The following is a 22123-nucleotide window of genomic DNA, read 5'->3' as shown; positions in this document are numbered from 1 at the left end:
GGCTTGTTTCTCATCGTTCCCATAAGATGGGCTCATGGCGACGTTGCGGCAGTTGGAGTACCTGGTGACGGTGGTGGACGAGGGGTCCTTCACCCGTGCGGCCGAGTTGCTCCACGTCACGCAGCCGGCGTTGTCGCACCAGATGCGCGCGTTGGAACGCGCCGTGGGCGGCGCGTTGCTGGAGCGCCTTCCCCGGTCGGTGCGCCTGACCCCGATGGGCCGCGCGATGCTGCCGCACGCCCGCGCGGCGCTCGCCGACGCCCAACGCGCCCGCTGCGCGGCCCGGCAGGCGTCCGGGCTGGAGAGCGGGGAGCTGGCGGTGGCCACGCTGTACTCGGTCAGCCTCGGTGTTCTTCCGCCCGTGCTGCGGGTGTGGCGTCGCGCGCATCCCGACGTCCACATCAGACTGTTCGAGCACCGCCACGCCGACGAGCTGCTGGCCGCGATGGACGAGGGGCAGGCCGACGTCGCCGTGGGGCCGGTGCCGCCCGACTGGGCCGGCCCGGTGCGCGAGCTCGGCGTGGAGGAGTTCGTCGTCGTGCTGCCCACCGACGGTCCGCGCGACGAGGAGGTCGTCTCGGTGGAGCTGGCGACGTTGGCCGAGTGCGCCTGGGTGCACTACGCGCCCGGCCACGGGCTGGCCGATCTCCTCGACCAGGTCTGCGCGGCCGCCGGGTTCCAGCCCCGGGCGGCGGTGCGCACCGAGCAGACCGCGGCCGCGCCGTTGCTGGCCGCCGCCGGGCTCGGCCCGGCCCTCGTGCCGGCGAACATCCTCCCGCCCGGCTTCGACGGACGCGTGCTGCGGCCCGAGCCGGCGGTGCGCCGCACCCTGGCCGCCTACACCCGCCGTGAGCCCGACCCGGTGACGGCCGCGTTCCTCGACGTCCTCGCCCGCGAGGCGCACGTGGTTCCATCACACCTCGTCGGCTCAGTTCTCCCTTAGCGGCTCGACATTTTCGCGCCAGCCGACGAATGTCGCTTGTGAACTGTCCTATGTAGACATAGCGGGCTGGCCTCGATCGGCATCGATAACGAAATGATCAAAGAGTGGTCACAGAACGCTCTCGCACAGGGCTGTGGCGGGGTGACACTGGCGGCCGTTCGCCCGAGACCCGGGTGGACGTCCCAGCCAGCTCTCTCCCGGAGGCTTCATGTCCACCGCTTCCCGCGTCGGTCTCGACCCGTTCGCGACCACCGTCCGCGGCCTCGCCGAGCCCGACCAGGTCCACACCGCGTTGCGTGCCGCCGGACCGCTCGTCCGCGTCGACGCCCCGGCCGGCGGTCCGGTGTGGATCGTCACCGAGGACGCCCTCGCCCGTCAGGTCCTGACCGATCTCCGCTTCGCCAAGGACCCGGCGCACGCGCCGTCGGGTTGGGACGCGCGGACAGCGGGGCTGGAACCCCGGGCCGCCGAGCAGCCCTCGCTCACCACGTTCGACGGGCCCGCCCACGTGGAGCTGCGCCGCGCGCACGCCCCGCTCTTCACCGCCCGCCGCGTCCGCGAGAACGCGGACCGCATCACCGATATCGCCCGCGAGCTGCTCACCGGACTCGCCGCCACCGGTGGCACGGTCGACCTGATGGCCGACTTCACCTCCCGGTTCCCGCTCACCGTTCTGCTCGACCTGCTGGGGGTGCCGCTCGACCGCATCGACGAGGCCATCGTGGCCTGTCGGAGCATGGTGACCGAGGACGCCGACGAGCGCGGCGCGGCCGTGGCCGTGTTCACGGACCTGGCCGCCGCCGCGCTCCACAGTGGACGAGGAGGCATGGCCGAGGAGCTCCGCGACCGGGTTCCCGACCACATCACCGAATCCCAACTGCACTACCTGCTCTTCGCGCTGATCTTCGCCGGACAGCTCACCACCGACTCCGCGCTGGGGTTCCTGCTCGCGCACGCCCTGGCCGGTGGCATCGACGAGGTCACCGCCCACGGCACCCGCACGGACGAGTTCGTCCAGGAGACGTTGCGGCGGTACCCGCCCGCTCCCTTCACCCTGTGGCGGTTCACCACCACGGAGGTCGAGATCGCCGGTGTGCGGTTGCCCGCCCGTTCTCCCGTGCTGATCGACATCAAGGGCGTCAACAACGATCCCCGCCGCCCCCAGGGGCAGGACCTGACCTTCGGGGCCGGCGCGCACTACTGCGTCGGCGCGCAGCTCGCGCAGTGGGAACTCCGTGCGGTCGTGGAGGTGTTGCGCACCGACTTCCCCCGCGCCCGCCTCGCGGTCCCGTTCGCCGAACTCCGCCAGTTCGTTTTCGGCGACATCCAGGGCGGCAAGCTGATGGAGCTCCCGGTGGCACTGCACGGATGATCGGTGGTGCGGGTGGTGTCCACTCTGGACACCACCCGCACCGCAACCGAGGACGGATTTCTCCGACAGCCGAGCTCAGTCGGACGCCGAGGCGGTCGCGGCGGTCCCGCGGGGAGGTGAGGTGGGCAGATCCCGTTGCCTGCGCAGGGGAGTGGCCACCAGGATCAGGCCGCTGAGCGCCAGCAGCGCCGTCATCACCGCCATCGTCGGCCGGATTCCCATCCAGACGCCGAGTGCGCCACCCAGCACAGCGCCGAGCGGGATCGTGCTGTGGTTGAGGAACATCGAGGTGGCGACGACCCGGCCCAGCAGTTCGGGCGGGCAGTAGCTCTGCCGGAAGCCGCCGAGGATCACGTTGGTCGCCACGATGCCGGCCGAGACCAGGAACGCGCCCGCCACGAAGAACACCAGCCCCGCCCCGGGGCCGGTCGCCACCATCAGGAGGCCGAACGGCACGGTGCCGACGTGGCAGAGCAACAGGCCCCGGGCCGTGCCGAACCGCGTGCCCACCGCGCGCGCGACGCTCGCGCCGAACACCCCTCCGACGCTGGCGCAGGCCACGACGACACCGACCGCGCCGGGCTCGACCCCGACGGTGCGGACGAGGAACACGACCTGGATGGCCTGGTATCCCTGGAGTGCGAAGTTCGCCGTGGCGCCGAACGCGGCGAACGCGCGGAGGTACGGGTCGCCGACCACGAACCGGAGGCCCTCCCGGACCTCCCGCACGAGCCCGGAGGAGCGCGGTGAGGACTCCGGTGGGGCCTCCCGCGTCCGGATGGAGAGCAAACAGAGCGTGGAGACGAGGAAACTCGCCGCGTCGGCCAGCAGACCGGCCGTGGCGCCGAGCCACTGCGCGATCAAGCCGCCCACGCCGCGTCCGGTCACCCGGGCCACCTGCTCGCCGCCCTGGAGTTTGGCGTTGCCCTCCACCAGGTCGGCGGTGGCCACCAGGGCCGGCAGGTAGACGTGGTACGCGGTGGAGAAGAAGACCGCGGCCGCGCCGGACGACAACGCCACCGCGAGGAGGTGGCCGACGGTGAGCGCGTCGAGCCAGGCGGCCACCGGAACGCTGACCAGGAGCAGGATCGAGGCGAGGTTGGCGGCCAGCATCACCGGTCGGCGGGGGAGGCGGTCCACCCACGCACCGGCCGGAAGGCCGAGGACCAGCCAGGGCAACCAGGTCGCCGCGCCCAGCAGGGCCACGGCGAACGTGCCGGCGTCCAGCGTCACCACGGCCACCAGGGGCAGGGCCACGGCGGTGATGCCGCTGCCGAGCTGGCTGGCCGTCTCGCCGGTCCACAGGAGACGGAAGTCCCGGTGGGCCCACAGGCCTCGGGAACGGGGGGAGCGGAGGTCGGGCGCGGTGCGGTCAGCGATCACGCGGACCGCCGGGGACGCCCGGCCAGGGGGCGTCCGCGACGAGTCCGCGTAGGAGGTGGGCCGCCGCCGAGCGCATGGTCGCACCGCCGCGCTGAGGCCCCTCTTCGCGAGTCATGGCGGGCAGCATGTGTCCGGGCGCATGCCGGGTCAAGTTCTTTTCGCGGCGCTGGCGCGGGACCCCGCGCCGCCGGGCCGGGTCGCGCGGATGCGGGCCACGTGCTCCTCCTGCAGGGCGCGACTGCGGCGCAGGAAGTCGAGCAGGACCTCCAGCTCCGTGCGGCTGTAGCGGGCGAGGAACCGGTGGCCGTCCTCGGCGATCGGGCCGTAGAGCGCCTTGGCCCTGCGGTTCGCCTGGGTCGTCGGCCGCACGACCACCTTCCGGCGGTCCGTCGGGTCGGGGGAGCGCGTGGCGTACCCGAGCCTCTCCAGCCGGTCCAGCAGCGCGGTCACGCTGCCCGTGGTCAGCCCGAGCGTCACGCCCAGCTCGCCCGGCCGCGCGGAGCCCAGCCGCATCAGGACGTCCAGGCAGCGCAGGTCCGTCCGGTTGATCCCCAGGTGCTCGGCCGCCGCCTCGTCCATGGCGTCCACCGCCGCCTGGTTCGCCCGGATCTCGTCGGCCAGCTCCGCGCGGAGGGAGTCCAGAGTTTCCCGTGCCATCTCACCACTCGACTTTCGAGATACCTGAATGCCGAGGCAAGGGTAAGCGAAAGCGCAGATGGGAGGTGGTGCCACTCCTCGGCCGCACCCCGGTCGAGCCTGGGTGCGACGCGGCGGCGCCCCTGCGCGCCGGCGGTGGGCCAGCGCGCAGGGGCGCCATCGGTCACCGATCGACGGGTGGCCGGCGATCACTGATCACGACTGCGTGGCACCGAACGGGGTGCGCGGCGCGAGGGGCACGTTGACGCGGTGCACGTTGACGCGCGGTGCACGGCGCGCGGTGGGACCACCCGCACCCTCACCTTCACCCTCGTGCGAGCTGGCGAGCCAGGTAGGGCTCCAGCGCGTCGAGGTCCTCCTCGTCCAACTCGACGTCGGGCAGCAGGTCCACCACGGGCCGCACCAACCAGTACGGGTGCGCCTCGGTGCCGCTCAGCGCGCCGTAGTGCCGCAGGAACTCCTCGGCCCTGTCCTCGCCGTAGTCGACGACCAGGTTCCAGCACATGTGCCCGAGGTCGACGTCCGGGCAGCCCCGCGACGCCGTGGTCCAGTCCACCACGCCGGTGATCTGCCCGTTCCGCCACAACGTGTTGCCCTGGTGGTAGTCGCGGTGGATCAGGCACACCGGCCCCGGCGGTGGCGGCGCCGAGACCATCGCGAAGGCCCGCTCCCACACCTCGGGCCGGGTGCTCGTCGCCGGTGGACGCGGATCGGACAGGTCGTTGTACGGCCGGTAGTCCGGCACACCCGGCCACGGCGGCGCGACGCGGTGCAGGGCGAAGGCGGTGGCGGCCAACTGCGGCAGGAACCGCGGGGACTGCTCGTCGTCCTCGTCGGGGCCGTGACCCGGCAACCGCGTCACCAACAGGGCGGGCGCGTCGCACTCCCGCCCCTCTGGGTCCGCGGCGAGCACGCGGGGCGCGGGGAACCCGGCGCGCTCCAACACGGTCAGCGCCGCCACCTCGCGCTCGACCGTGAAGTCGGGGTCGCTCTCCTCCCACCCCGGGCGGGCCCACCGCCGCAGCACGACCTGTCGCGGCCGGGGGCCGTCGAGAACGAGGGCGTGGTTGGCGTGCGAGACCCCACCGGTCAGGAATTCCGTCGCCAGCACGCGGGAACCGCCGGTCTGGCGGAGCGCCCACGCCAGCGTGGCGGGGGAGGGTTGGGCGGACAGGACGTGCTCGTGGGACATTCGGGAAAGAACCCTTCTTCACGCGGGAACTGCTGCTGCTGCGGAAGAACGGACCCGACGGCGGAGCACGGCCGCGTCCGACGTGCTCACAGTGTCCACTGTGGACAGTGCGGGCGGTGTGGGGGAGGGGCGTGGCGCCCCGGCGTCAATGCACGACGCGACGGTACCAGCTCACCCGAACGCCAGGCCTCAGAGGAGCGAGAGCCGGTAGGAGTGCCGGTTGAGGTGCATCACCATGCGGGACAACAGCGCTCCGCCCTTGTGGAACTCGCTGAGGTTCACGTAGACCACCTCGAAGCCGAGCCGGCTCGCGACGTCCTCCAGGGCTCGGTTCTTGGCGGTCTCGGCGGCGTACTCCTCGGTGCCCGCCCTGAGCTCGTGCAGGTGGGACGCGTTGAGGATCACGTTGTGCAGGCGCACCGAGTTGCACACGCCGCGGTGGGCGGCGGCCACGGGCACGTCGATGATCTCGGTCTGCTCCTCCAGCTCCCGGATCTCGGCTCTCCCGAACACCGCGGCGGCCACCAACGTCTGCTCCCGGGTGAGGGGGAAGACGCCGCGGTCCAGGTGGTGGAGGCGCGGATCGGTCAGCGGGAGCCGGATGACCCGCATGGCGAACTCGCGTTCCATCCAGTCGTAGGTCGCCCGGTCCGTGTGGGGCCCGTGACCGCCGGCGTAGACGTTGTCGTGCAGGTGCTTGAGCTCCGCCTCGCCCTCGAAGCGGGTGGGGGAGAAGGCGGTTCGGCATCCCATGAGCTCGAAGAACCGCGCGCTGACCTCGGCCTCGCCCCGCCGGGCGGCCGGGGGGAACCGGGAGATCACGGCGGTCCGGGGCAGGTGCTCCAGGACGACGCCGAGGTCGGCGGTGAACACGAGGTCCCGCAACCCGCTGCCGGGTGGGGTGGGCAGCACGTACACCAGGGACTCGGCCGACAGCAGTCGGTACAGCTCAAGGAACTGCGTCATCGCCCGGGCGCCGTCGGGCGCGCGCTCCCGGTCCGGGACCTCCTCCCTCCAGGCGATGTTCGCGATTCCGGTCGAGTAGGAGAACGGCGCGTTCACGAGGAACGCCGGGTGCTCCAGCTCGGTGGGGTCGGCCGGGTCGCGCTCCGACGACGCGCGGCGGGTGGCGACGCCGCGACCGGCGGTCACGGCCGACTCCCCGCCCCCGGCCGGACGATGCGGACGAGCGGGTCCACACCGGCCTCGACGTGGCTGTGCTCGGCCTGGAGGAACTCCAGCCCGTACCGTGCGGACAGCGGCACGACCAGGTCGACCTGCGAGCCGTACCGGATCTGGGAGAACCGCTCGCCCTGCCGGCAGGGCCGGTTCTGGCGCAGGTCGAACGGAATCACGCAGCGCACGTCGCGATCGGCGATCTGGAGGACGTGGTACGGCCCGTCGAGCGCGGGCGAGACGAACCGGTTGACCACGCGCTGGTTGCGGAACAGGTACTCGGCGGTGCCGAGGTCGGGCCGTAGCTCCGCGAGCAGGCCGTGCTCCATGTCGAGCATCGGGTGGTTGTGCGTCTCGACCGGCTCCGGAACCCGGTAGGACAACCGCCCCGAGTAGGGCACCCGGTTGACGTGGACGTCGTAGAAGGTCATGAAGATGCCGACGACCAGGCTCTGGCGGTCGTAGTCGGGGTCGCGGAGGGCGTCCTGGAGGGTGTAGCGCCGTCCCTTGAGCTCCACGAGCGGTTCGTCGGGGTTCACCGTCCGCTGGTAGAGGAGCACGCCGTCGGCCGGCGCGAAGAAGATCTCGGGGTCCACGTGCCTCGGCCGGGCGGGGTCGCGGAGGAAGTAGAACTCGGACAGCCAGCGCACCGGCTTGTTCCTGAGTGGTCGCACCTCGCTGTCGAGCCACTCCTCCAGCGTCTTCGCCATGGCTCCCCACCCGCCGCTCGCACGCGTGGCCGCCTGCCCGCCGGCGGTCCCCACCGTGTGGGTTACCGAGGCGCGGGTGACTACGCCGATAACCACTCGTCTGGGTGAAGCGTCCCCGCGTGCGGCGGCGCGCCGGGGCGGCCGTCCCGCCCGGTGTCAGCCGGTGGGCAGGGTCGGCAGGTACCGGGGAGCGCGCCGCACGGGCGCGGCCCGCTCGAACGCCGCGGCGAGCGAGAGGACCTTCGCGTCCGCCCACCGGCCGGCGAAGATCGACAGACCGACGGGGAGCGGGCCGACGAACCCGGCGGGGACGGCGGTGTGCGGGTAGCCGGCCACGGCGGCCGGGGTCGAGGACGGGACGATGTCGTTGTCCCCGCTCGCGCAGTCGGTCCGCCACGCGGGCGGGTTGGTGGGCGCCATGATCGCGTCGAGCCGGTGCTCCGCCAACGTCTCGTCGATCGACCTGCGCGACAGGTCGGTCAACCGGGCCCGGCGCGCCCGGTACTCGGGGTCGTCGGGGCGCGGGGCGGCCTCGGCCATCTCGAACAGCTCCTGGCCGGCGAAACAGGTCCGCTCGGCGGGATCGGCGCGGTTGTGGGCGATCAGGTCGGCCAGGGTGCGGGGTCCGCCCTGCCTGGTCGCCAGGTAGGCGTTGATGTCCCTGCGGAACTCCGTCAGCAGCGCCGGGAACTCGTCGGCCACCAGTTGGTCCTGGTACGGCAGGGTCACGTCGACGACCGTGGCGCCGTTGGCCCGGAGAGCGTCCACAGTGGACGCCATCACGCGGTCGACCTCGGGGCCCAGCCCCGGCAGGCGCCACATGCCGATCCTGGCTCCGCGCAGGGCGTTCGGGTCGAGATGCCGGGCGTAGTCGGTCGGTTGGCCCCGCGGGACCTCCTTCGTTGCCGCGTCGTCGGGATCGCGGGCCTGCAACGCCGACAACGTGATCGCGAGGTCGACGACGTGCCGCGCGATCGGCCCCGTCGTGTCCTGTTCGGACGAGATCGGCACCACACCGGTTCGGCTCACCAACCCCAGGGTGGGCTTGTGTCCGGCGACCCCGTTCATCCCCGCCGGGCAGACGATCGAGCCGTCGGTCTCGCTGCCGATGGCGACCTGGGCCAACGAGGCCGCCACGGCGGCCGCCGATCCGGAGGAGGAGCCGCAGGGGTTGCGGTCCAGCACGTGCGGGTTGCTGGTCTGCCCGCCCACGGCCGACCAGCCGGAAGTGGGCTTGGTGGACCGGAAGTTGGCCCACTCCGACAGGTTCGCCTTGCCCAGCACGACCGCGCCCGCGGAGCGCAGCCGCGTGACCTGGAAGGCGTCGCGCCGAGGACGGGAGTCCTCCAGCGCGCGGGAACCCGCCGTGGTCGGCATCGCCACGGTGTCGATGTTGTCCTTGAGCAGCACGGGAATCCCGTCGAGCGGGCCGAGCGCCCGACCCGCCCGCCGGCGGGCGTCGCTGGCGGCGGCTTCGGCCAGCGTGCGCCGGTTGACCGCGACGACGGACCGCAGCGTGCCGTCGAGGGCGTCGATCCGCCGCAGGTAGGCCGCGGTCAGGCGCAGGGAGGTGAGCGAACCCCGGTCCATGCGCTCCCGCAGGTCGGGGATGGTGGCGGCGTCGAGGTCGAAGCCGACCCCGCCGTGCTCGGGGGGCGCGTCCGCACTGGCGACGGAGGCGGGGGAACCTGCGATCAACGCGGCCACTGCCAACACCGAGGCCGCCAAGCGGAGCTGAGGCACGCGGCTCATTGCACCCGCATCGGTCCACCAGGTCAATGCGCTGGTGGCGCTGAATCGCTGGTGGCGCTGAATCGAGGAGTGGCGGAGGGCAGTCGAGAGCGAGGAGGCGCGGGTTCGGAATCGATCCGATGTCTGTCCGCACGCTGGTCCGTTCTCCTTCCCGTCCCGGACAGGTCGGCGGAGAGCTGGGCGCACGCTCCGCGTTGGATGTGGGGCCTGCCGGGGAAATCGGGACAAATCGCTACGAAAAGTAGTGATCACCGGACGGTCCGTGGATTTGCCTCGTGCGATCACACCCCCTCTGACCAGCGCGAATCAGCGGGTAGGCTCCGCGGCGTGCTGGAGATGCGGGAGATCGAGGCGTTCCTCGCGGTAGCCGAGGAGCTGCACTTCGGTCGCGCTGCCGAACGGTTGCGATTGTCAACTTCCCGGGTGAGCAACCTGGTGCGCATGGTCGAGCGACGGGCCGGCGTGCCGCTGTTCCTCCGGACGAGCCGGGTGGTCACGCCGACGCCGCAGGGCATGCAGCTGTTCGGCGAGCTGCGCTCCGCCTACGTTCAGATCGAGCGCGCGTTGGCCGACGTGCGGCGCACGGCCGACCTCGGTGGCGGCGTGCTGCGGGTCGGGTTCGCCACCACCCTGCCCGAGACCCTCGGCCCGCAGCTGACGGCGTCGTTCGAGCGGCTGTACCCGGAGCACCGGGTGGTGGCCTCGGCGCAGCCGACGACGGACCTGTTCCGGTGGTCGGGCCGGGACTGGCCGGTGGACGTGTTCGTGACGTGGATGCCGGTGGGCGAGGTGCCGGCTGACGTGCCGCTGCGGATCGGCCCGGTCATCGACCAGGTCGAACGCGCGGTCATGCTGGGATCGAGCCATCCGCTCGCCGGTCGGTCGGTGATCGACGTCGAGGACCTCGCCGAGCACGAGGTGATCTACCCGGCGCTGCCGTCGTGGTTCGGCGAGTACTGGACGCCGGCGACGACGCCGGGTGGCCGTGAGATCAAGCGGCGCCGGCTGTCCACGGCCTACGTCGAGGACGTGCTGCGCGTGGTCGCGGCGGGCGACCTGGCCCACCTGACGTTCGCGTCGCTGCTCACCGTGTACCGGCGGCCCGGTGTCGAGCTGGTGCCGCTGACGGGCCTGCCGCCCATGCCGGTCCGGGCGGTGTGGCGCAGCGGCCCGCAGGAGATGTGGGCGCGGATGTTCGCCGAGGCGTCCGCCGTCCACTGCGACGACGCGGACTGACCGGGGATCGTTGCGTGCGGCATCACGGTCGTCCCGCGCTTCGCCGTTGATGGCGGACGCCGCCTCCGTGAGGCTGTACTCATGACAGAGATCAGACGTTTTGAGATCGCGGTGCCGCAGGCCGACCTCGACGACCTGGCCGACCGGTTGGCGCGGACCCGCTGGACGGACCCGGCGCCGGGCGCGGACGACAACGCCTACGGCGTCGGTCTCGACGAGGTCCGGCGGCTGGCCGAGTACTGGCGCGCCGGCTACGACTGGCGGAAGTGGGAGGCGCGGCTCAACCAGTACCCGCAGTTCGTCACCGAGATCGACGGGCAGGACATCCACTTCCTGCACGTGCGCTCCCCGGAGCCGGACGCGTTCCCGCTGGTCCTCACGCACGGCTGGCCGGGCTCGGTGGTGGAGTTCCTCGACCTGATCGGCCCGCTGACCGACCCGGCCGCGCACGGCGGCGACCCGGCGGACGCGTTCCACCTGGTGATCCCGTCGCTGCCCGGCTTCGGCTTCGGCGGCCCGACCACCGACACCGGCTGGGGCACCGCCCGCATCGCGCGGGCCTGGGCCGAGCTGATGCGGCGGCTGGGGTACGAGCGCTACGGCGCGCACGGCAACGACGGCGGGTCGCTGGTCTCGCCGGAGCTGGGCCGCGTCGACAGCGAGCACGTCGCCGGCGTCCACGTCACCCAGATCTTCTCGTTCCCGTCGGGCGACCCCGCCGAGTTCGCCGGACTGTCCGAAGAGGACATGGCCGCGCTGCAGGTCCTGCAGTGGTTCTACGAGAACAAGTTCTCGTTCAACCAGCTCCACTCGCAGCAGCCGCAGACCCTGGCGCACGCGCTGGCTGACTCGCCGGTGGGCCTGCTGGGCTGGAACGCGCAGCTGTTCGCGAGCGACGCCGAGGGCAGCCGGCCCGTCGACGACGACTTCATCCTCACCAACGTCGCCATCTACTGGTTCACCAGGACCGCCGGCTCGTCGATCCGCTTCTACTACGAGAACGCCAAGGCCCAGGGCCAGGCCCCGAGCGAGCCGACCACCGTGCCGATCGGCCTGGCCTCGTTCAACGGCGACTTCAGGTCGATCCGCCGCTTCGCCGAGCGGGACCACAAGAACATCACGCAGTGGCACACCTACGAGGAGCACGGCGGCCACTACGCGGCCCACCTGGAGCCGGAACTGATGATCACCGACCTCCGCGGCTTCTTCCGCGGCCTGCGCTGACGTTCGACCAACTGGGGGAGTTGTCGTGATTCTTGTTGTCGGAGCCACCGCCCACTTCGGCCGGCAGACCGTCGAGGCGCTGCTGGAGAGCGGCCAGAAGGTCCGCGCGCTGACCCGCGACCCGGAGAAGGCCACCCTGCCGGCCGGCGTCGAGGTGGTCGGCGGTGACCTCACCAGGCCGGAGACGCTGGCGCCCGCCCTGGAGGGCGTGACCACGGTGTTCCTCGTGCTGCCGTACGGTCTGGACGCCACGGCGTTCCTGTCGGCCGCGCGCGGCCGGCGCATCGTGTTCCTGTCGTCGGGCGCCATTGTGGACGGTCGCGACACGCAGCCCGACGTGATCGCGGAGTACCACCACCGGGTCGAGCGGGCGATCACCGAGGCCGCGTCCGAGTGGACGTTCCTGCGGCTGTTCTTCCCGGCCATCAACGCGCTGTCGTTCGCCATGCAGCTCAACGGGTCGGACGTCATCCGCGCGCCGTACGCGGAGTTCACGAGCGCGCCGGTGCACGAGCGGGACGTGGCGGAGGTCGCGGCACGGGTGCTGACCGAGGACGGGCACGCCGGCCGGGTCTACGACCTGACCGGCCCCGAGTCCATGACGCAGCGGGAGCAGGTCCAGGTGCTCGGCGAGGCGCTCGGCCGTCCGCTGCGGTTCGAGGAGCTCGACCCGAAGCCGGTTCTGGAGCAGATGCGCCAGTTCATGGACGGCGACTTCATCACCGCGCTGTTCGACCTGATGGGCGCGACCGTCGGCAAGCCCGCCGAGGTGTCGCCGGTGGTGGAGCGGATCACCGGTCACCCCGCGCGCTCCTTCGCGCAGTGGGCCGCCGACCACCGGGCCGACTTCAGCTGAGGCCCCGTTTCGGCCGGGCCCGGTTCCGGCTGAGACTCTGTCCTTTCTGGACGTCCTTTCTGGACGATCGAAGGAGTGTGACCGTGTCCGAGGTGCTCACCACGCGGGCGCTCAACCGCGCGACGTTGCACCGGCAGTTGTTGCTCCGCCGGGTGGCCACGAGCGCCGAGGCGGCGATCGAGCACCTCGTGGGGCTCCAGGCCCAGGTGCCGACCGCTCCGTACGTGGGGCTCTGGACACGGCTCGTCGGGTTCGACCCGGGCGAACTCGCCGCGATGGTCGAGCACCGCCAGGCCGTCCGCATCGCGTTGATGCGGTCGACCATTCACCTGGTCACGGCGCGCGACTGCCTGGCGGTGCGCAAGCTCGTGCAACCCGTGCTGGACCGGGACCTGTTCCGCAACAGCACCCACGGCCCCAGCGTCGCCGGGATCGACCCGGCGACGCTGGGCGCGGCGGGCCGGGCCGCGCTGGCGGCCCGGGCGCTGACACCCAAGGAGCTCGGGGCGTCCCTCGCGGAGCACTGGCCCGATCGGGACCCGAACTCGCTGGCCTACGCGGTCCGCAACCTCGTTCCCCTGGTCCAGGTGCCGCCGCGGGGTGTGTGGGGCCAGTCCGGGGTGACGCGGCACATGACCGCCCAGTCGTGGCTGGCCGGCACCCGCGCCACTCGGTCCACAGTGGAGGACCTGGTTGTTCGGTACCTCGCCGCGTTCGGCCCGGCCACGGTCCGCGATGTGCAGACCTGGTCGGGCCTGACCCGGCTCCGCGAGATCGTCGACCCGATGCGCCCACGGCTGCGCGTCCTGCGCGACGAGCGGGGAAACGAACTGCTGGACCTGCCGGACGCGCCCCGGCCCGACCCGGACACCCCGGCCGAGGCGCGGTTCCTCCCCGAGTACGACAACCTGCTCGCCTCGCACGCCGACCGCACGCGGGTGATCTCCGACGAGCACCGTCGACGCCTCATGACCGGCAACGGCATGCGGGCTGCTTTCCTGCTCGACGGCCGGGTCGCGGGTTGTTGGCGCGTGGTGCGCGAGCGCGGCACGGCGACGCTGCGCGTCGAGCCGTTCCACCGCCTCAACACCACCGACCGCGCCAGCCTGACCCAGGAGGGAGCAGGCCTGCTGAACCTTCTTGCCAGCGCCGACAACCACGACATCCAGTTCGTGGAACCGACGTCCGCCTGACGACGGCCCGTCCGCCCGGCAGGTGCTCGGGCGGGCGGGCTCGCGCGTCGGAATGGTTGCGGGGACAGGGAAACGAGGGGTCAGGCCGCCACGAGGCGGATGATCTCGCGGGGGCGGGACTCGCGCTCGTCGTAGGTGAGGTCGAGTCCCGACGCCCGCACGGCGGCGAAGGACGCGCCGAACGCCGCCTCGGACTCCCACTGCACCGTGGAGATCACCGCGTCGTTGTCGGCTGTCACCCAGCAGTCGGCGGACAGGCAGCCCGGTGTCCGGCGGAAGAACTCGACGACCTGGTGGAGGCGGGCGATGAACTCCTCGCGGTGCTCGGCGTGCGGGTAGTGGTACGCGACCATGCCAACCTTCATGAGATTCTCCTTCTGCGATGCGACGTTCGACGTCGTTCGGCGTGTGTGGCCGACCGGGGTCCGGAACGCGGCGCGGGGTGTGGGGACGGGTCGCCGCGCCGCTCAGCGGCTCACGCCCGCCATTCGCGTCCGATCTTGCGGACCAGCGCCGGGTCCACGACGTGGTGGCGCAACGGCCTGATCGCGGCCATGTAGAGCTTTCCGAACAACCCGTTCGGCTTGACCAGCACGGTCATCTGGCCGCGATGGCCGCCGTCCTCGCTCGGGACCCAGCCGATGTGCATCAGCGTGTGCACGGTCCGGTTGGCCAGCTCCGACACCCACTCGTTGTCGGTCAGGTAGACGGAGGTGAGCGGGACCGCCCGGAGGTCCGGCCCGCGCGGTGCGTCGCGGAGATCAGCGGGCAGCCGGTCGCGGACCGTGCGCACCCGTGCGCCGAGGCCGGAGTCGGGGCCGTCCCAGCCGAGCAGTTTCCCGATCTTCCACCGGAGCGCGAAGAGCGCCTGCGTGGCGCCGGAGAACCGCTCCTCGCCGGACGTCATCTGCCGCACCAGCCGGGGAAGGTCGTCCGGGCCGCCCGGGGTGGGCAGGGCCCACACGTCCTCGATGCGGAAGTCGGACGCGAGGGTGTGGATTCGCCAGGGGTGCGCGGTGTGCGCGGTTCTCGGAAGTCGCACGGAGGAAAGCCCTTCGGATCAGGAGGAACCCGGCCGGCCGCTGGTCAGGCCGGTTCACTGCTGGCGTTGCCTGTCCCATTCGGCCATCAGGCCGAACAGGGCGACCCGGTCGAGGACCGGCTGGTCGGGGTCGATCTCGCGGTACCGCTGGTAGACGTTGACCACGACGCGCTCGGCGTCCAGCCAGTCGCCGTACTCGGCCAGGTCGATCCCGAACGCCGCCTCCCGGAAGTCCAGTCCCCGGGCGAAGGCCGCGTCGGCCTGCTCCACGACGTGCTGGAAGTACCCGCGCACGGCGAGGATTCCGGCCGCGTCGGTCACCGGCCCGTGGCCCGGGACCACTGTGGACACACCGAGGTCGACCATCGTGTCGCAGGCCGTGATCCAGTTGGCGATCGGTCCACTCCAGACGATCGGCGTGCACCCGATGAACAGCAGGTCACCCGCGAAGAGCACGCCCGCGTCGGGAACGTGCACCACCGTGTCGGCTCCGGTGTGGGCGGGCCCGAGGTCGAGCAGGTGCACCTCACGGCCACCCACGTCGAGGACGAGCCGCTGGTCGAAGGTCTGGTCGGGAGTGCGCAGGCGGATGCCGCCGAAGTGGAACGACGCGAAGCGCTCGCGCACGTACGGGGTGAGCACCGGCCCGAGGTCCATGACCTGGAGGGCCGTGGTCATCTCCGGGGGCATCTCGGTGCGCATCTCGTGCGCGGTCCCCTCGGCGGCGATGACCCGCACCGACTCGGGAAGCAGTTGTCCACCATGGGTGTGGTCGCCGTTGGCGTGGGAGAGCACCGCGTGGCTCAACGGATGCCGGTCGGTGATCGGCCGCATCGCGGACAACATCGTGGTGGTGAGCGGAAGGTCGTAGAGCGTGTCGACCAACAGCGACGCGCCGTCGCCCGCGACGAGTCCCGCGTTGCTCCTGCCGTATCCGCCGTCGGGCAGCAGCCACGCCCAGACGCCGTCGCCGATCTGGTGCAGCCCCTCGGTGTAGGGCAGGGCGGACGGGGCCGGGTTGATCCGTGGCCGGCGGGGCCTGGCGTCGGGGTTGGGTCTGGTGGGCAAGGGATGGGGAGCACTGCTGGCGCGCACGGTTTGCCGCACCTCGCCCAGTCCCTCGGCGCGCAGCGTCACCACGTCGCCGTCCTTGAGCCAGCCCCGGAACGCCGCCATGTCACGGGAATCGAGGTACTCGAACAGGCAGCAGCCGGGGACGGTGCCGGAACCGAAGATGTCTCCGGGCTGGAGCTCGACCCCGCGCGAGGCATAGGAGATCACTTCGCCGAAGGTCCAGTCCATGGTGTCGGTGCGGCCCTCGCCGATCAGCTCGCCGTTGACCTCGGCCCGCACGGGCAGCGCGAGCCGGCCGTCCGGGCCGAAGGGCAGCTCGTCCGGCGTGACCAGCCACGGCCCGAGGGTGGTCGCGCCGTCCTTGCCCTTCGCCTGGCCGATCCTGAGCTGGCTCTCCAGGCCCTGGAGGTCGCGGGCGCTCCAGTCGCAGAACAGGGTGTAGCCGGCGATGTGCTCCTCGGCCTGCTCGGGCGTCAGGTCGCGGCCCGGGGCGCCGATCACCGCGCCGATCTCCAACTCGAAGTCGAACCATGCGCTGCCGGGGGAGATGGGCACGTCGTCGTGCGGGCCGATCACGGTGGCGGGGTTGCCGAAGTAGAAGGCGGGGATCTGGTACCAGGTCGGCTCCAGCGTTCCCGTGCCACCCGTGGCTTTGAGGCAGCCGCGCATGTGGTCGAGGAAGCACAGACAGTCCCGAATGGACGGTGGCCGCGGAACGGGCGCTCTGAGCCTGACGTCGGCGAGCGCGACGACCTCGGCGGGTTCGGCGAGCGCGCGCTCGCCCGCCTGCCGCAGCGCGGGGCCGAGCAGGTCGACCAGCGCCGTGCCGGGCGGGAAGGCGTGGACCTGGTCGCCGTTGAGGACCCCGGCGCGGTCGCCGTCACTCGACTCGTAGGTGACGAAACGCAAGGCAACACCTCCTGTGTTGGCCAGCATAGGATATTATGGCTAGCACAGAAGGAGGTGCCGTGACAACACGTCGGGAACAGACCAGCCAGGAGAGCCGCGACCGCATCCTCACGGCGGCCGCGGAGCTGTTCGCGGAGAAGGGCTACCGGCAGACCACGTTCGCCGACGTGGCCGAGCGCTCGGGCATCAGCAGGGGATCGATCCCCTGGCACTTCGGCAGCAAGGAGGGCCTGCTGCTGTCCGTGCTCGAACGCTCGCTGACCCAGATCCGCGCCGGCCTCGCCGACGGCCCGGAGTCGGAGTTCGGGAAGAATGCGGGATTGGACGTGGGGTTCGACCGCCTGATGGAGGGTGCCAGGGCCCTGACCACCCTGCCCACCACGAAGCTCTTCGTCACGCTCCTGGTGGAGGCGCTGGAACCGGGCTCACCCATCCAGGGCCGCTACGTCGAGATCCACAACGCCCTGCGCGACCACTGCCGACGCTGGCTGGAGCGCCTGCCGCTGCCCCCGGAACTCCCGGCCGAGGCCCTGTCCGTGATGATCATCGGCGCCGGCATCGGCATCCACCAACAGTGGCTCCTGGCCCCGAACCAGGTCAACCCCGACCAAGCACTGACCACCCTGCGCACCCTCCTGAAGGCCGCGGTCCCACCCACCCCGAAATAACCCAACCCCAGGCGGCGGGAGCCCACCCTCCCGCCGCCCCGCTTGACTGATCGTCAACCTCGACTTGGACGCGGTGCGCCAGGTGATCGGGAGTGGACGCCCGCTTTCTTCGTGGTGGTCGCGCTCAACGGTCTTGTAGCAACGCAGGTCGCTGATCGATACCGTGCGCACCGGTGCCGGTCTCGCGGCCTCGAGTTCGGGCGTGGGTGTCAGAAGGCTATGCCGAGGCATCCTCGGGTTGTTCGGGCGTGCTGCGGGTGGTTTTCCAAGGCGGATCAGAGCTTTATCAGAAGCGTTTGACGTCGGGCTCTGGTACAGGCGACGTACAACTTGCGATCGGTCTCCTCCGCATAGCTCAGACCAGTCAGGAGCCTGTTCTGCTCGACCTGGGTCAGCGTGACGCCGACGGTGTCCCACTCCCTGCCCTTGGCCTGGTGAGTTGTGAGGCCGAGAACCGGGGGACCGTCGCCGGTGAGCGCGGAGCCGATGTCTCGGAGGCGATTTGTATGCGAATGGTGCGCGCGGCGCAGCGAACGGGACGAGACGCCCTTGACAACATCCGCCAGTAATGCGTACGCGTTGTTGGTCGCCTCCTTTCCGCCTGGCCGGAGGAGGTCGAGGACTCGTTGAAGATCGTCGTGGAGCAGATCGGGGGCGTCGGGATCGCTGATGCCCAGCGCCAGGAGGGCATCGGCGAGGTAAGTGGCCGGCTGGCCGAGGACGGTGCGGGTCACGTGGTTGAGCAGCAGGGTGGCCGCTGCTTCCTCGGCGCCGCCTTTGAACGAGTGGAAGGCCAGGGGCAGAATTCGACCGCTGGTGGTCCAGAGCTGCTTCCACGTGACGGCGAGGACGACATCCGCCCTGCTGGCCGCGGCGTCCGGGGTCGCGGAGTCCAGGCTCACGGGGCGCCCGGCGCGAAGGTCCTCGGCGAGGCGCTGTTGGCCGGAGTCGCGCCACCGGAAGGAATCGGTCAGGACGATTGTCCGGGTGCCGGTACGGCTCAGGAGCTGGGGTATCACTTCGGGGCGTGCGCCGCGGAACACGTAGAGGGCCTGCCAGGGGTCTCCGACCAGCGTCACGGACAGGCCCGCCTGGACGGCCAGCTCGATGACCGCGATGTCGAGATCGTTGGCGTCGAACACCTCGTCGACGATCAACGCACGTGTTGTTTGGGCCCACCGCGTGCGCACGCGGTCGACGACGGAACTGTCTTCCAGCGCGGCCTCGAGCGCGTCCCGAACATCCTGGTGGGTGCAGACACCGCCGACGATAAGCTTCTCGATCACCGGAGGTGGAACGCGCATGGCGCGATCGAGTTCGACCTGCTTGAACCGGACATGACCGTAGTCCACCTGGACTTCGTAAGCGTCTTTGATGTGTTCGCTCTGGCTGAAGGTGTTCCAGCTGTCGACCACGGTGAGCGTCGTGTGCCCGTTGGGCCACCGGAGCAGCCCCGAGCTCAGCAGGTCGTGCAGCAGGTCGCTCATGATCGTGTCGAGGGTGACGATGCGGTGGGGCCAGGTCAGGGCGGCTCGGCCCCAGATGCGCTTGACCCTCTGCTGCAGGTTCCACGTCGCCGCTCGGGTGAAGCTCACCGCGGTGACCGCCCGGTGGTCGCTTCGATCCTCGGGCAGGAATCGGAGCGCGCCGAAGCGTTGAGCCGCAACCGTCGTTTTGCCCGTTCCAGGACCTGCGTTGATGAAAAGCCGCTTCTCGCGGCTTCCACTGGCGACCACCTGTTGGCTGGTGAGGCCAGCAGGCAGCACGTCGCTGCTCTTCGACGGCATCGCTCTGCTCGCTGTTGTGCTCACTCCACCCTCTCCGCCACAGGCTCGTCGGGGGAACCGGTGCCGGACATCTCGGGATCAGGGACGGACTCCCCCGCGTGGAGAAAGTCGAAAACGCGCCTCATGTGACCAGGCAGCGACACGTCGAGGTTGCCCTCGTACCGTTGTTCGGCGAGGTGGGACGCCAGTGCGAGAGCGAACTCGCCCTTGCGCGTTGCCGCTGGACCCGCTGGTGTCTTGTCCCTTTCCTCCGTGGCTCTGCGGGCGCTGCGGAACAGCTCGTGAACCGCTGCCGCGTCGAGCGGGTCGGGGACCTCGATGCCCAGCTCTTCGAGGGCTGCCCTGATGTGGGACTCGTTCCCCGGGGTGATGGACGGCTCGAGCGTGGGGTGGCTGTACTCCACCACGACCACTCGGGGGTCGTGCGCGTCTTCGGTCAACCACGTCGGAGGTGTCGGGCTGTCCTCGAAAGCCTTGTCGCTGTCGCGCAGCACCGCGAGCCGGTCGCACAGCTCATGACCACGAGTGGCCAGCAGGCGTACCGCCCAGGAACCGACCTTGGTGCCCATGGGCACGATGCTCAACGCGTCGATGAACGACTGCTTGTCGACATCTTCTCCGGCCCAGGCCCAGCCGAACTCGCGCACCAGCGCTGCGTCGGTAACTCCCTCGACCAGAAGCAGTCGCTCGGCGAACAGCGCCGCGGATCGGCTCGCGTCCAGGTGAAGTCTGGTCTTGCGCACGACCTCGGCGCGATCGGGGATGTCCAGTCCGGCGACGCTGCGGCAAACAGGCCGACCGTCGCGGTCACGGCGGAGAACGACGATCTGCTCGGGATCGCACGAGGTGATGATGTCGGTCGCGTGGCTGGAGAGGATGATCTGCAACTCCGGTCGCTGGCGGACGATCCGTTGCAGGTAGCGGGCCAGGGAGTGCTGGAGCTGGGGGTGCAGGTGCGCCTCGGGCTCCTCGATGAGCACGGTCACGTGCAGCGGTTGGGACGGGAAGAAGGAGTCCTCCTCGCTCTCGCGCTCGGCCCTGGCTTCGCGCAGCCTGGCCTCTGCTTCGACGACCTCGGCTGGATCGAGCTCGACCGCTTCGCCCGTCGCAGGCGGATCACCTTCCGCCGAATCCCTCGCAGTTGCCTCGGTTCGCGCACGGGCCGCTGCGTTGGCGAGTCGCTGGTCGGGAATCGCAGCCAGGGTTACCGCGATGTGAAGGAGGTTGACGTACCCGAGCCCCGAAACCTCCAGTGGTCGGGCGTGTTGCCGTCCCTCCAGCACGGCGAGCATCAACTCCAACACCCGAGCCAAGTACGCGTCGTCGATGACCTGCCCGCCGACATAGGGCCAGTTGCGAGAAACCCCGGCGGACAACGACTGCAAATGCCCGGCGATGCGCTGCTCCACCGCCTGGATGAGGCCGTCTGCAACCAACTGCTCCAGAAGCGCCGACGCACGAGCTCGGAGGTCCGCCAGGTCCCGGCCGCCCCCTGCGTTCTGCCGCTGAGCTCGCAACAACTCGACCAGGATGCGTGCTTCCCGTCGCGCCAACTCGTCGATCGGGTTTCGCGTCGCAGGCAGGTAGACCAACCGGAACGAGTCAGTTAGATCGTTCGACGGCGATTGTGACCTGGAGACCACTCTGCCCAGGTAGCGGCTCAATTCGCGGACCCAACTTATTGCAGTAGCTCCTGGAGTTGATTGACGGTTCTGGGTCTGCATCCTAATGCCCAGCGGACTCTCGTCGGTGTCTTTGTGCGCATAGGTCCACTCAACCTTCACCGAGCGCTCGCCATCGCCCAGGGCCGCGGCAGTGGGCGAGCTCAACCGCGGGAAGACCTTGGTGTGGACGAGTTGCAGCGCTTCCGCCACAGTGGTCTTCCCCGACCCGTTGGCGCCCACCAGAACGGCGAAACGGCCAGGGAAGCGAACTTCGAGGTCGTGCTCGGCACTCGCCCTCAAGCCGCGTACCAGCAGTCTGCTGAGGTGCACTCTGCGATCGACCTCCGACTCGCGTTGCCCTGCTGCGCCCAGTGGCGCTGCCTTTGGACGAGGAATCGACGCCGGGTCAGGCGGCGTTACACCTGGGACGATCGCGCCTCACTGTGGTTTCAATCCCGAATGAAAGTCTGGATCAGATTTACCCGTCAAATTGCAGCGGGTAGTGCGGTGATGCGGAGAGTTGGCTTCCGATTGTCATACTTGAGTCGATCGAATCGGAGCTGCCTTGCAGTTCGACGGCTCTCTCTTCAGGGATAACGGTCAGAAGTGGCAGGTGAGCCTGTGGGCACCTTGTGTGGTGCGTATGGGAAGCAGCTCGAGCGAATTTATGAGGCGGTCGCCTTCGAGGCGATGTGGTACTAATTTAGTGCGTCTTCGGCCCCTCGTGACCAGGTGCTTCGGGAACATGATGAGCGGAGCCGCCGAGGGTCAATGGCAACCTGAGGTCGTGTGCAGCTACTTAGATCCCGTGAACTCCTAGCATGGTTTGGTGCGAGTCGCCCGCGCTGAGCGAGCCTTTGCTAATCCGGTCTCCGGGTCGCACATTTTCCGGACGGCAGCGCACCTCGCAAACTTGCTGATCTCGGCCTTGCTACTACTACGTGGCAGTCGCGCATCTAACGCCCCGAGGGGGAACGGGTGTCGGAAGTCGACTGGGAGTATTCGGTCGGTGGCAGCAGCACCGAACCGCATTGAACGGGCCAGCCCCGTACCCACGCGACCTGGGATTTCTCTGTTTTCGCTGGGTGGTGGGCAACCTGTTGCCCGACGCTGCGCTGCCGGTTCACGCGTCGGGCGGGAAGGCACAGGGGTCGTGCAGGAGCTGGTGGCAGCGGAATCCGATCCGCCGGGCGCGTCAGCTACGGTCGCCATCCCGCGCGGACACTCGGTCGAGTGGGACGGTGGGAGCGGCTGTGTTTGGGATTCGCGCGATCCCGGCGAGAAG

At 70.4% G+C, this 22123-nt stretch carries 18 protein-coding genes; 7 read left to right on the top strand and 11 right to left on the bottom strand.

What is annotated here, in order from left to right; genetic code table 11:
• Positions 1-34: 34 nt before the first annotated feature.
• On the top strand, positions 35-943 hold the full coding sequence (locus BUE43_RS22420) for a LysR family transcriptional regulator (RefSeq protein ID WP_073486468.1): 909 nt from the start codon (positions 35-37) through the stop codon (positions 941-943).
• Between the two features lie 208 nt (positions 944-1151).
• Entirely contained in the window at positions 1152-2315 is a 1164-nt protein-coding gene (locus tag BUE43_RS22415; protein WP_073486466.1) for a cytochrome P450, read from the top strand.
• A gap of 75 nt (positions 2316-2390) precedes the next feature.
• Here the strand turns inward: BUE43_RS22415 and BUE43_RS22410 are convergent, their stop codons facing one another.
• The 6 genes from BUE43_RS22410 to BUE43_RS22385 all read right to left on the bottom strand — a co-directional run bounded on the left by BUE43_RS22410 (position 2391) and on the right by BUE43_RS22385 (position 9185).
• Entirely contained in the window at positions 2391-3698 is a 1308-nt protein-coding gene (locus BUE43_RS22410) for an MFS transporter (RefSeq protein ID WP_327083473.1), read from the bottom strand.
• Between the two features lie 147 nt (positions 3699-3845).
• On the bottom strand, positions 3846-4355 hold the full coding sequence (locus BUE43_RS22405) for a MarR family winged helix-turn-helix transcriptional regulator (RefSeq protein ID WP_073486464.1): 510 nt from the start codon (positions 4353-4355) through the stop codon (positions 3846-3848).
• Positions 4356-4659: 304 nt separating this feature from the next.
• On the bottom strand, positions 4660-5547 hold the full coding sequence (locus tag BUE43_RS22400) for a phosphotransferase family protein (RefSeq protein ID WP_073486462.1): 888 nt from the start codon (positions 5545-5547) through the stop codon (positions 4660-4662).
• 189 nt (positions 5548-5736) lie between these two features.
• A complete protein-coding gene (locus BUE43_RS22395; protein ID WP_073486460.1) occupies positions 5737-6699 on the bottom strand; it encodes a dimethylarginine dimethylaminohydrolase family protein in 963 nt (320 codons plus the stop codon).
• Complete coding sequence (locus BUE43_RS22390; RefSeq protein WP_073486458.1) at positions 6696-7433, bottom strand: phosphatidylserine decarboxylase; 738 nt, start codon at positions 7431-7433, stop codon at positions 6696-6698. Before BUE43_RS22390 ends, BUE43_RS22395 begins: the two co-directional genes overlap by 4 nt.
• Positions 7434-7589: 156 nt before the next feature.
• The gene (locus BUE43_RS22385) at positions 7590-9185 is read right to left on the bottom strand and encodes an amidase (protein WP_073486456.1); all 1596 of its coding nucleotides are present in this window, start codon (positions 9183-9185) and stop codon (positions 7590-7592) included.
• 336 nt (positions 9186-9521) lie between these two features.
• Here BUE43_RS22385 and BUE43_RS22380 point away from each other — a divergent pair, with 336 nt between their 5' ends.
• The 4 genes from BUE43_RS22380 to BUE43_RS22365 all read left to right on the top strand — a co-directional run bounded on the left by BUE43_RS22380 (position 9522) and on the right by BUE43_RS22365 (position 13694).
• The gene (locus tag BUE43_RS22380; protein ID WP_234995870.1) at positions 9522-10421 is read left to right on the top strand and encodes a LysR family transcriptional regulator; all 900 of its coding nucleotides are present in this window, start codon (positions 9522-9524) and stop codon (positions 10419-10421) included.
• A gap of 81 nt (positions 10422-10502) precedes the next feature.
• Positions 10503-11645: an epoxide hydrolase family protein gene (locus BUE43_RS22375; protein WP_073486452.1), complete on the top strand. Its 1143-nt coding sequence runs from the start codon at positions 10503-10505 to the stop codon at positions 11643-11645.
• A 25-nt stretch (positions 11646-11670) separates the two neighbouring features.
• A complete protein-coding gene (locus BUE43_RS22370) occupies positions 11671-12501 on the top strand; it encodes an NmrA family NAD(P)-binding protein (RefSeq protein WP_073486450.1) in 831 nt (276 codons plus the stop codon).
• Positions 12502-12584: 83 nt separating this feature from the next.
• Positions 12585-13694: a winged helix DNA-binding domain-containing protein gene (locus BUE43_RS22365; RefSeq protein WP_073486837.1), complete on the top strand. Its 1110-nt coding sequence runs from the start codon at positions 12585-12587 to the stop codon at positions 13692-13694.
• Positions 13695-13774: 80 nt separating this feature from the next.
• Here the strand turns inward: BUE43_RS22365 and BUE43_RS22360 are convergent, their stop codons facing one another.
• From BUE43_RS22360 to BUE43_RS35815, 3 genes are all read right to left on the bottom strand, one after another.
• Positions 13775-14059: a putative quinol monooxygenase gene (locus BUE43_RS22360; RefSeq protein WP_073486448.1), complete on the bottom strand. Its 285-nt coding sequence runs from the start codon at positions 14057-14059 to the stop codon at positions 13775-13777.
• 110 nt (positions 14060-14169) lie between these two features.
• Positions 14170-14736: a DUF2867 domain-containing protein gene (locus BUE43_RS22355; RefSeq protein ID WP_073486446.1), complete on the bottom strand. Its 567-nt coding sequence runs from the start codon at positions 14734-14736 to the stop codon at positions 14170-14172.
• Positions 14737-14790: 54 nt separating this feature from the next.
• Complete coding sequence (locus tag BUE43_RS35815; protein ID WP_073486444.1) at positions 14791-16719, bottom strand: fumarylacetoacetate hydrolase family protein; 1929 nt, start codon at positions 16717-16719, stop codon at positions 14791-14793.
• Between the two features lie 59 nt (positions 16720-16778).
• Here BUE43_RS35815 and BUE43_RS22345 point away from each other — a divergent pair, with 59 nt between their 5' ends.
• Entirely contained in the window at positions 16779-17387 is a 609-nt protein-coding gene (locus BUE43_RS22345; RefSeq protein ID WP_073486442.1) for a TetR/AcrR family transcriptional regulator, read from the top strand.
• Positions 17388-17662: 275 nt separating this feature from the next.
• Here the strand turns inward: BUE43_RS22345 and BUE43_RS22340 are convergent, their stop codons facing one another.
• Both BUE43_RS22340 and BUE43_RS22335 read right to left on the bottom strand, forming a co-directional pair.
• The gene (locus tag BUE43_RS22340; protein WP_073486440.1) at positions 17663-19174 is read right to left on the bottom strand and encodes a UvrD-helicase domain-containing protein; all 1512 of its coding nucleotides are present in this window, start codon (positions 19172-19174) and stop codon (positions 17663-17665) included.
• A gap of 20 nt (positions 19175-19194) precedes the next feature.
• The gene (locus BUE43_RS22335) at positions 19195-21168 is read right to left on the bottom strand and encodes an ATP-dependent nuclease (protein WP_073486438.1); all 1974 of its coding nucleotides are present in this window, start codon (positions 21166-21168) and stop codon (positions 19195-19197) included.
• Positions 21169-22123: the final 955 nt, after the last annotated feature.

This window comes from Streptoalloteichus hindustanus (assembly GCF_900129375.1).
Classification (GTDB): domain Bacteria; phylum Actinomycetota; class Actinomycetes; order Mycobacteriales; family Pseudonocardiaceae; genus Streptoalloteichus; species Streptoalloteichus hindustanus.
The sequence above is the reverse complement of the archived record's forward strand: the minus strand, read 5'-3'. Positions and strand labels throughout refer to the sequence as shown.

Coding starts and splice junctions, on each gene's coding strand:
- BUE43_RS22415 (WP_073486466.1), top strand. CDS start 1,152: ATGTCCACCGCTTCCCGCGTCGGTCTCGACCCGTTCGCGACCACCGTC.
- BUE43_RS22380 (WP_234995870.1), top strand. CDS start 9,522: ATGCGGGAGATCGAGGCGTTCCTCGCGGTAGCCGAGGAGCTGCACTTC.
- BUE43_RS22400 (WP_073486462.1), bottom strand. CDS start 5,547: ATGTCCCACGAGCACGTCCTGTCCGCCCAACCCTCCCCCGCCACGCTG.
- BUE43_RS22405 (WP_073486464.1), bottom strand. CDS start 4,355: ATGGCACGGGAAACTCTGGACTCCCTCCGCGCGGAGCTGGCCGACGAG.
- BUE43_RS22375 (WP_073486452.1), top strand. CDS start 10,503: ATGACAGAGATCAGACGTTTTGAGATCGCGGTGCCGCAGGCCGACCTC.
- BUE43_RS22420 (WP_073486468.1), top strand. CDS start 35: ATGGCGACGTTGCGGCAGTTGGAGTACCTGGTGACGGTGGTGGACGAG.
- BUE43_RS22390 (WP_073486458.1), bottom strand. CDS start 7,433: ATGGCGAAGACGCTGGAGGAGTGGCTCGACAGCGAGGTGCGACCACTC.
- BUE43_RS22340 (WP_073486440.1), bottom strand. CDS start 19,174: ATGCCGTCGAAGAGCAGCGACGTGCTGCCTGCTGGCCTCACCAGCCAA.
- BUE43_RS22360 (WP_073486448.1), bottom strand. CDS start 14,059: ATGAAGGTTGGCATGGTCGCGTACCACTACCCGCACGCCGAGCACCGC.
- BUE43_RS22385 (WP_073486456.1), bottom strand. CDS start 9,185: ATGAGCCGCGTGCCTCAGCTCCGCTTGGCGGCCTCGGTGTTGGCAGTG.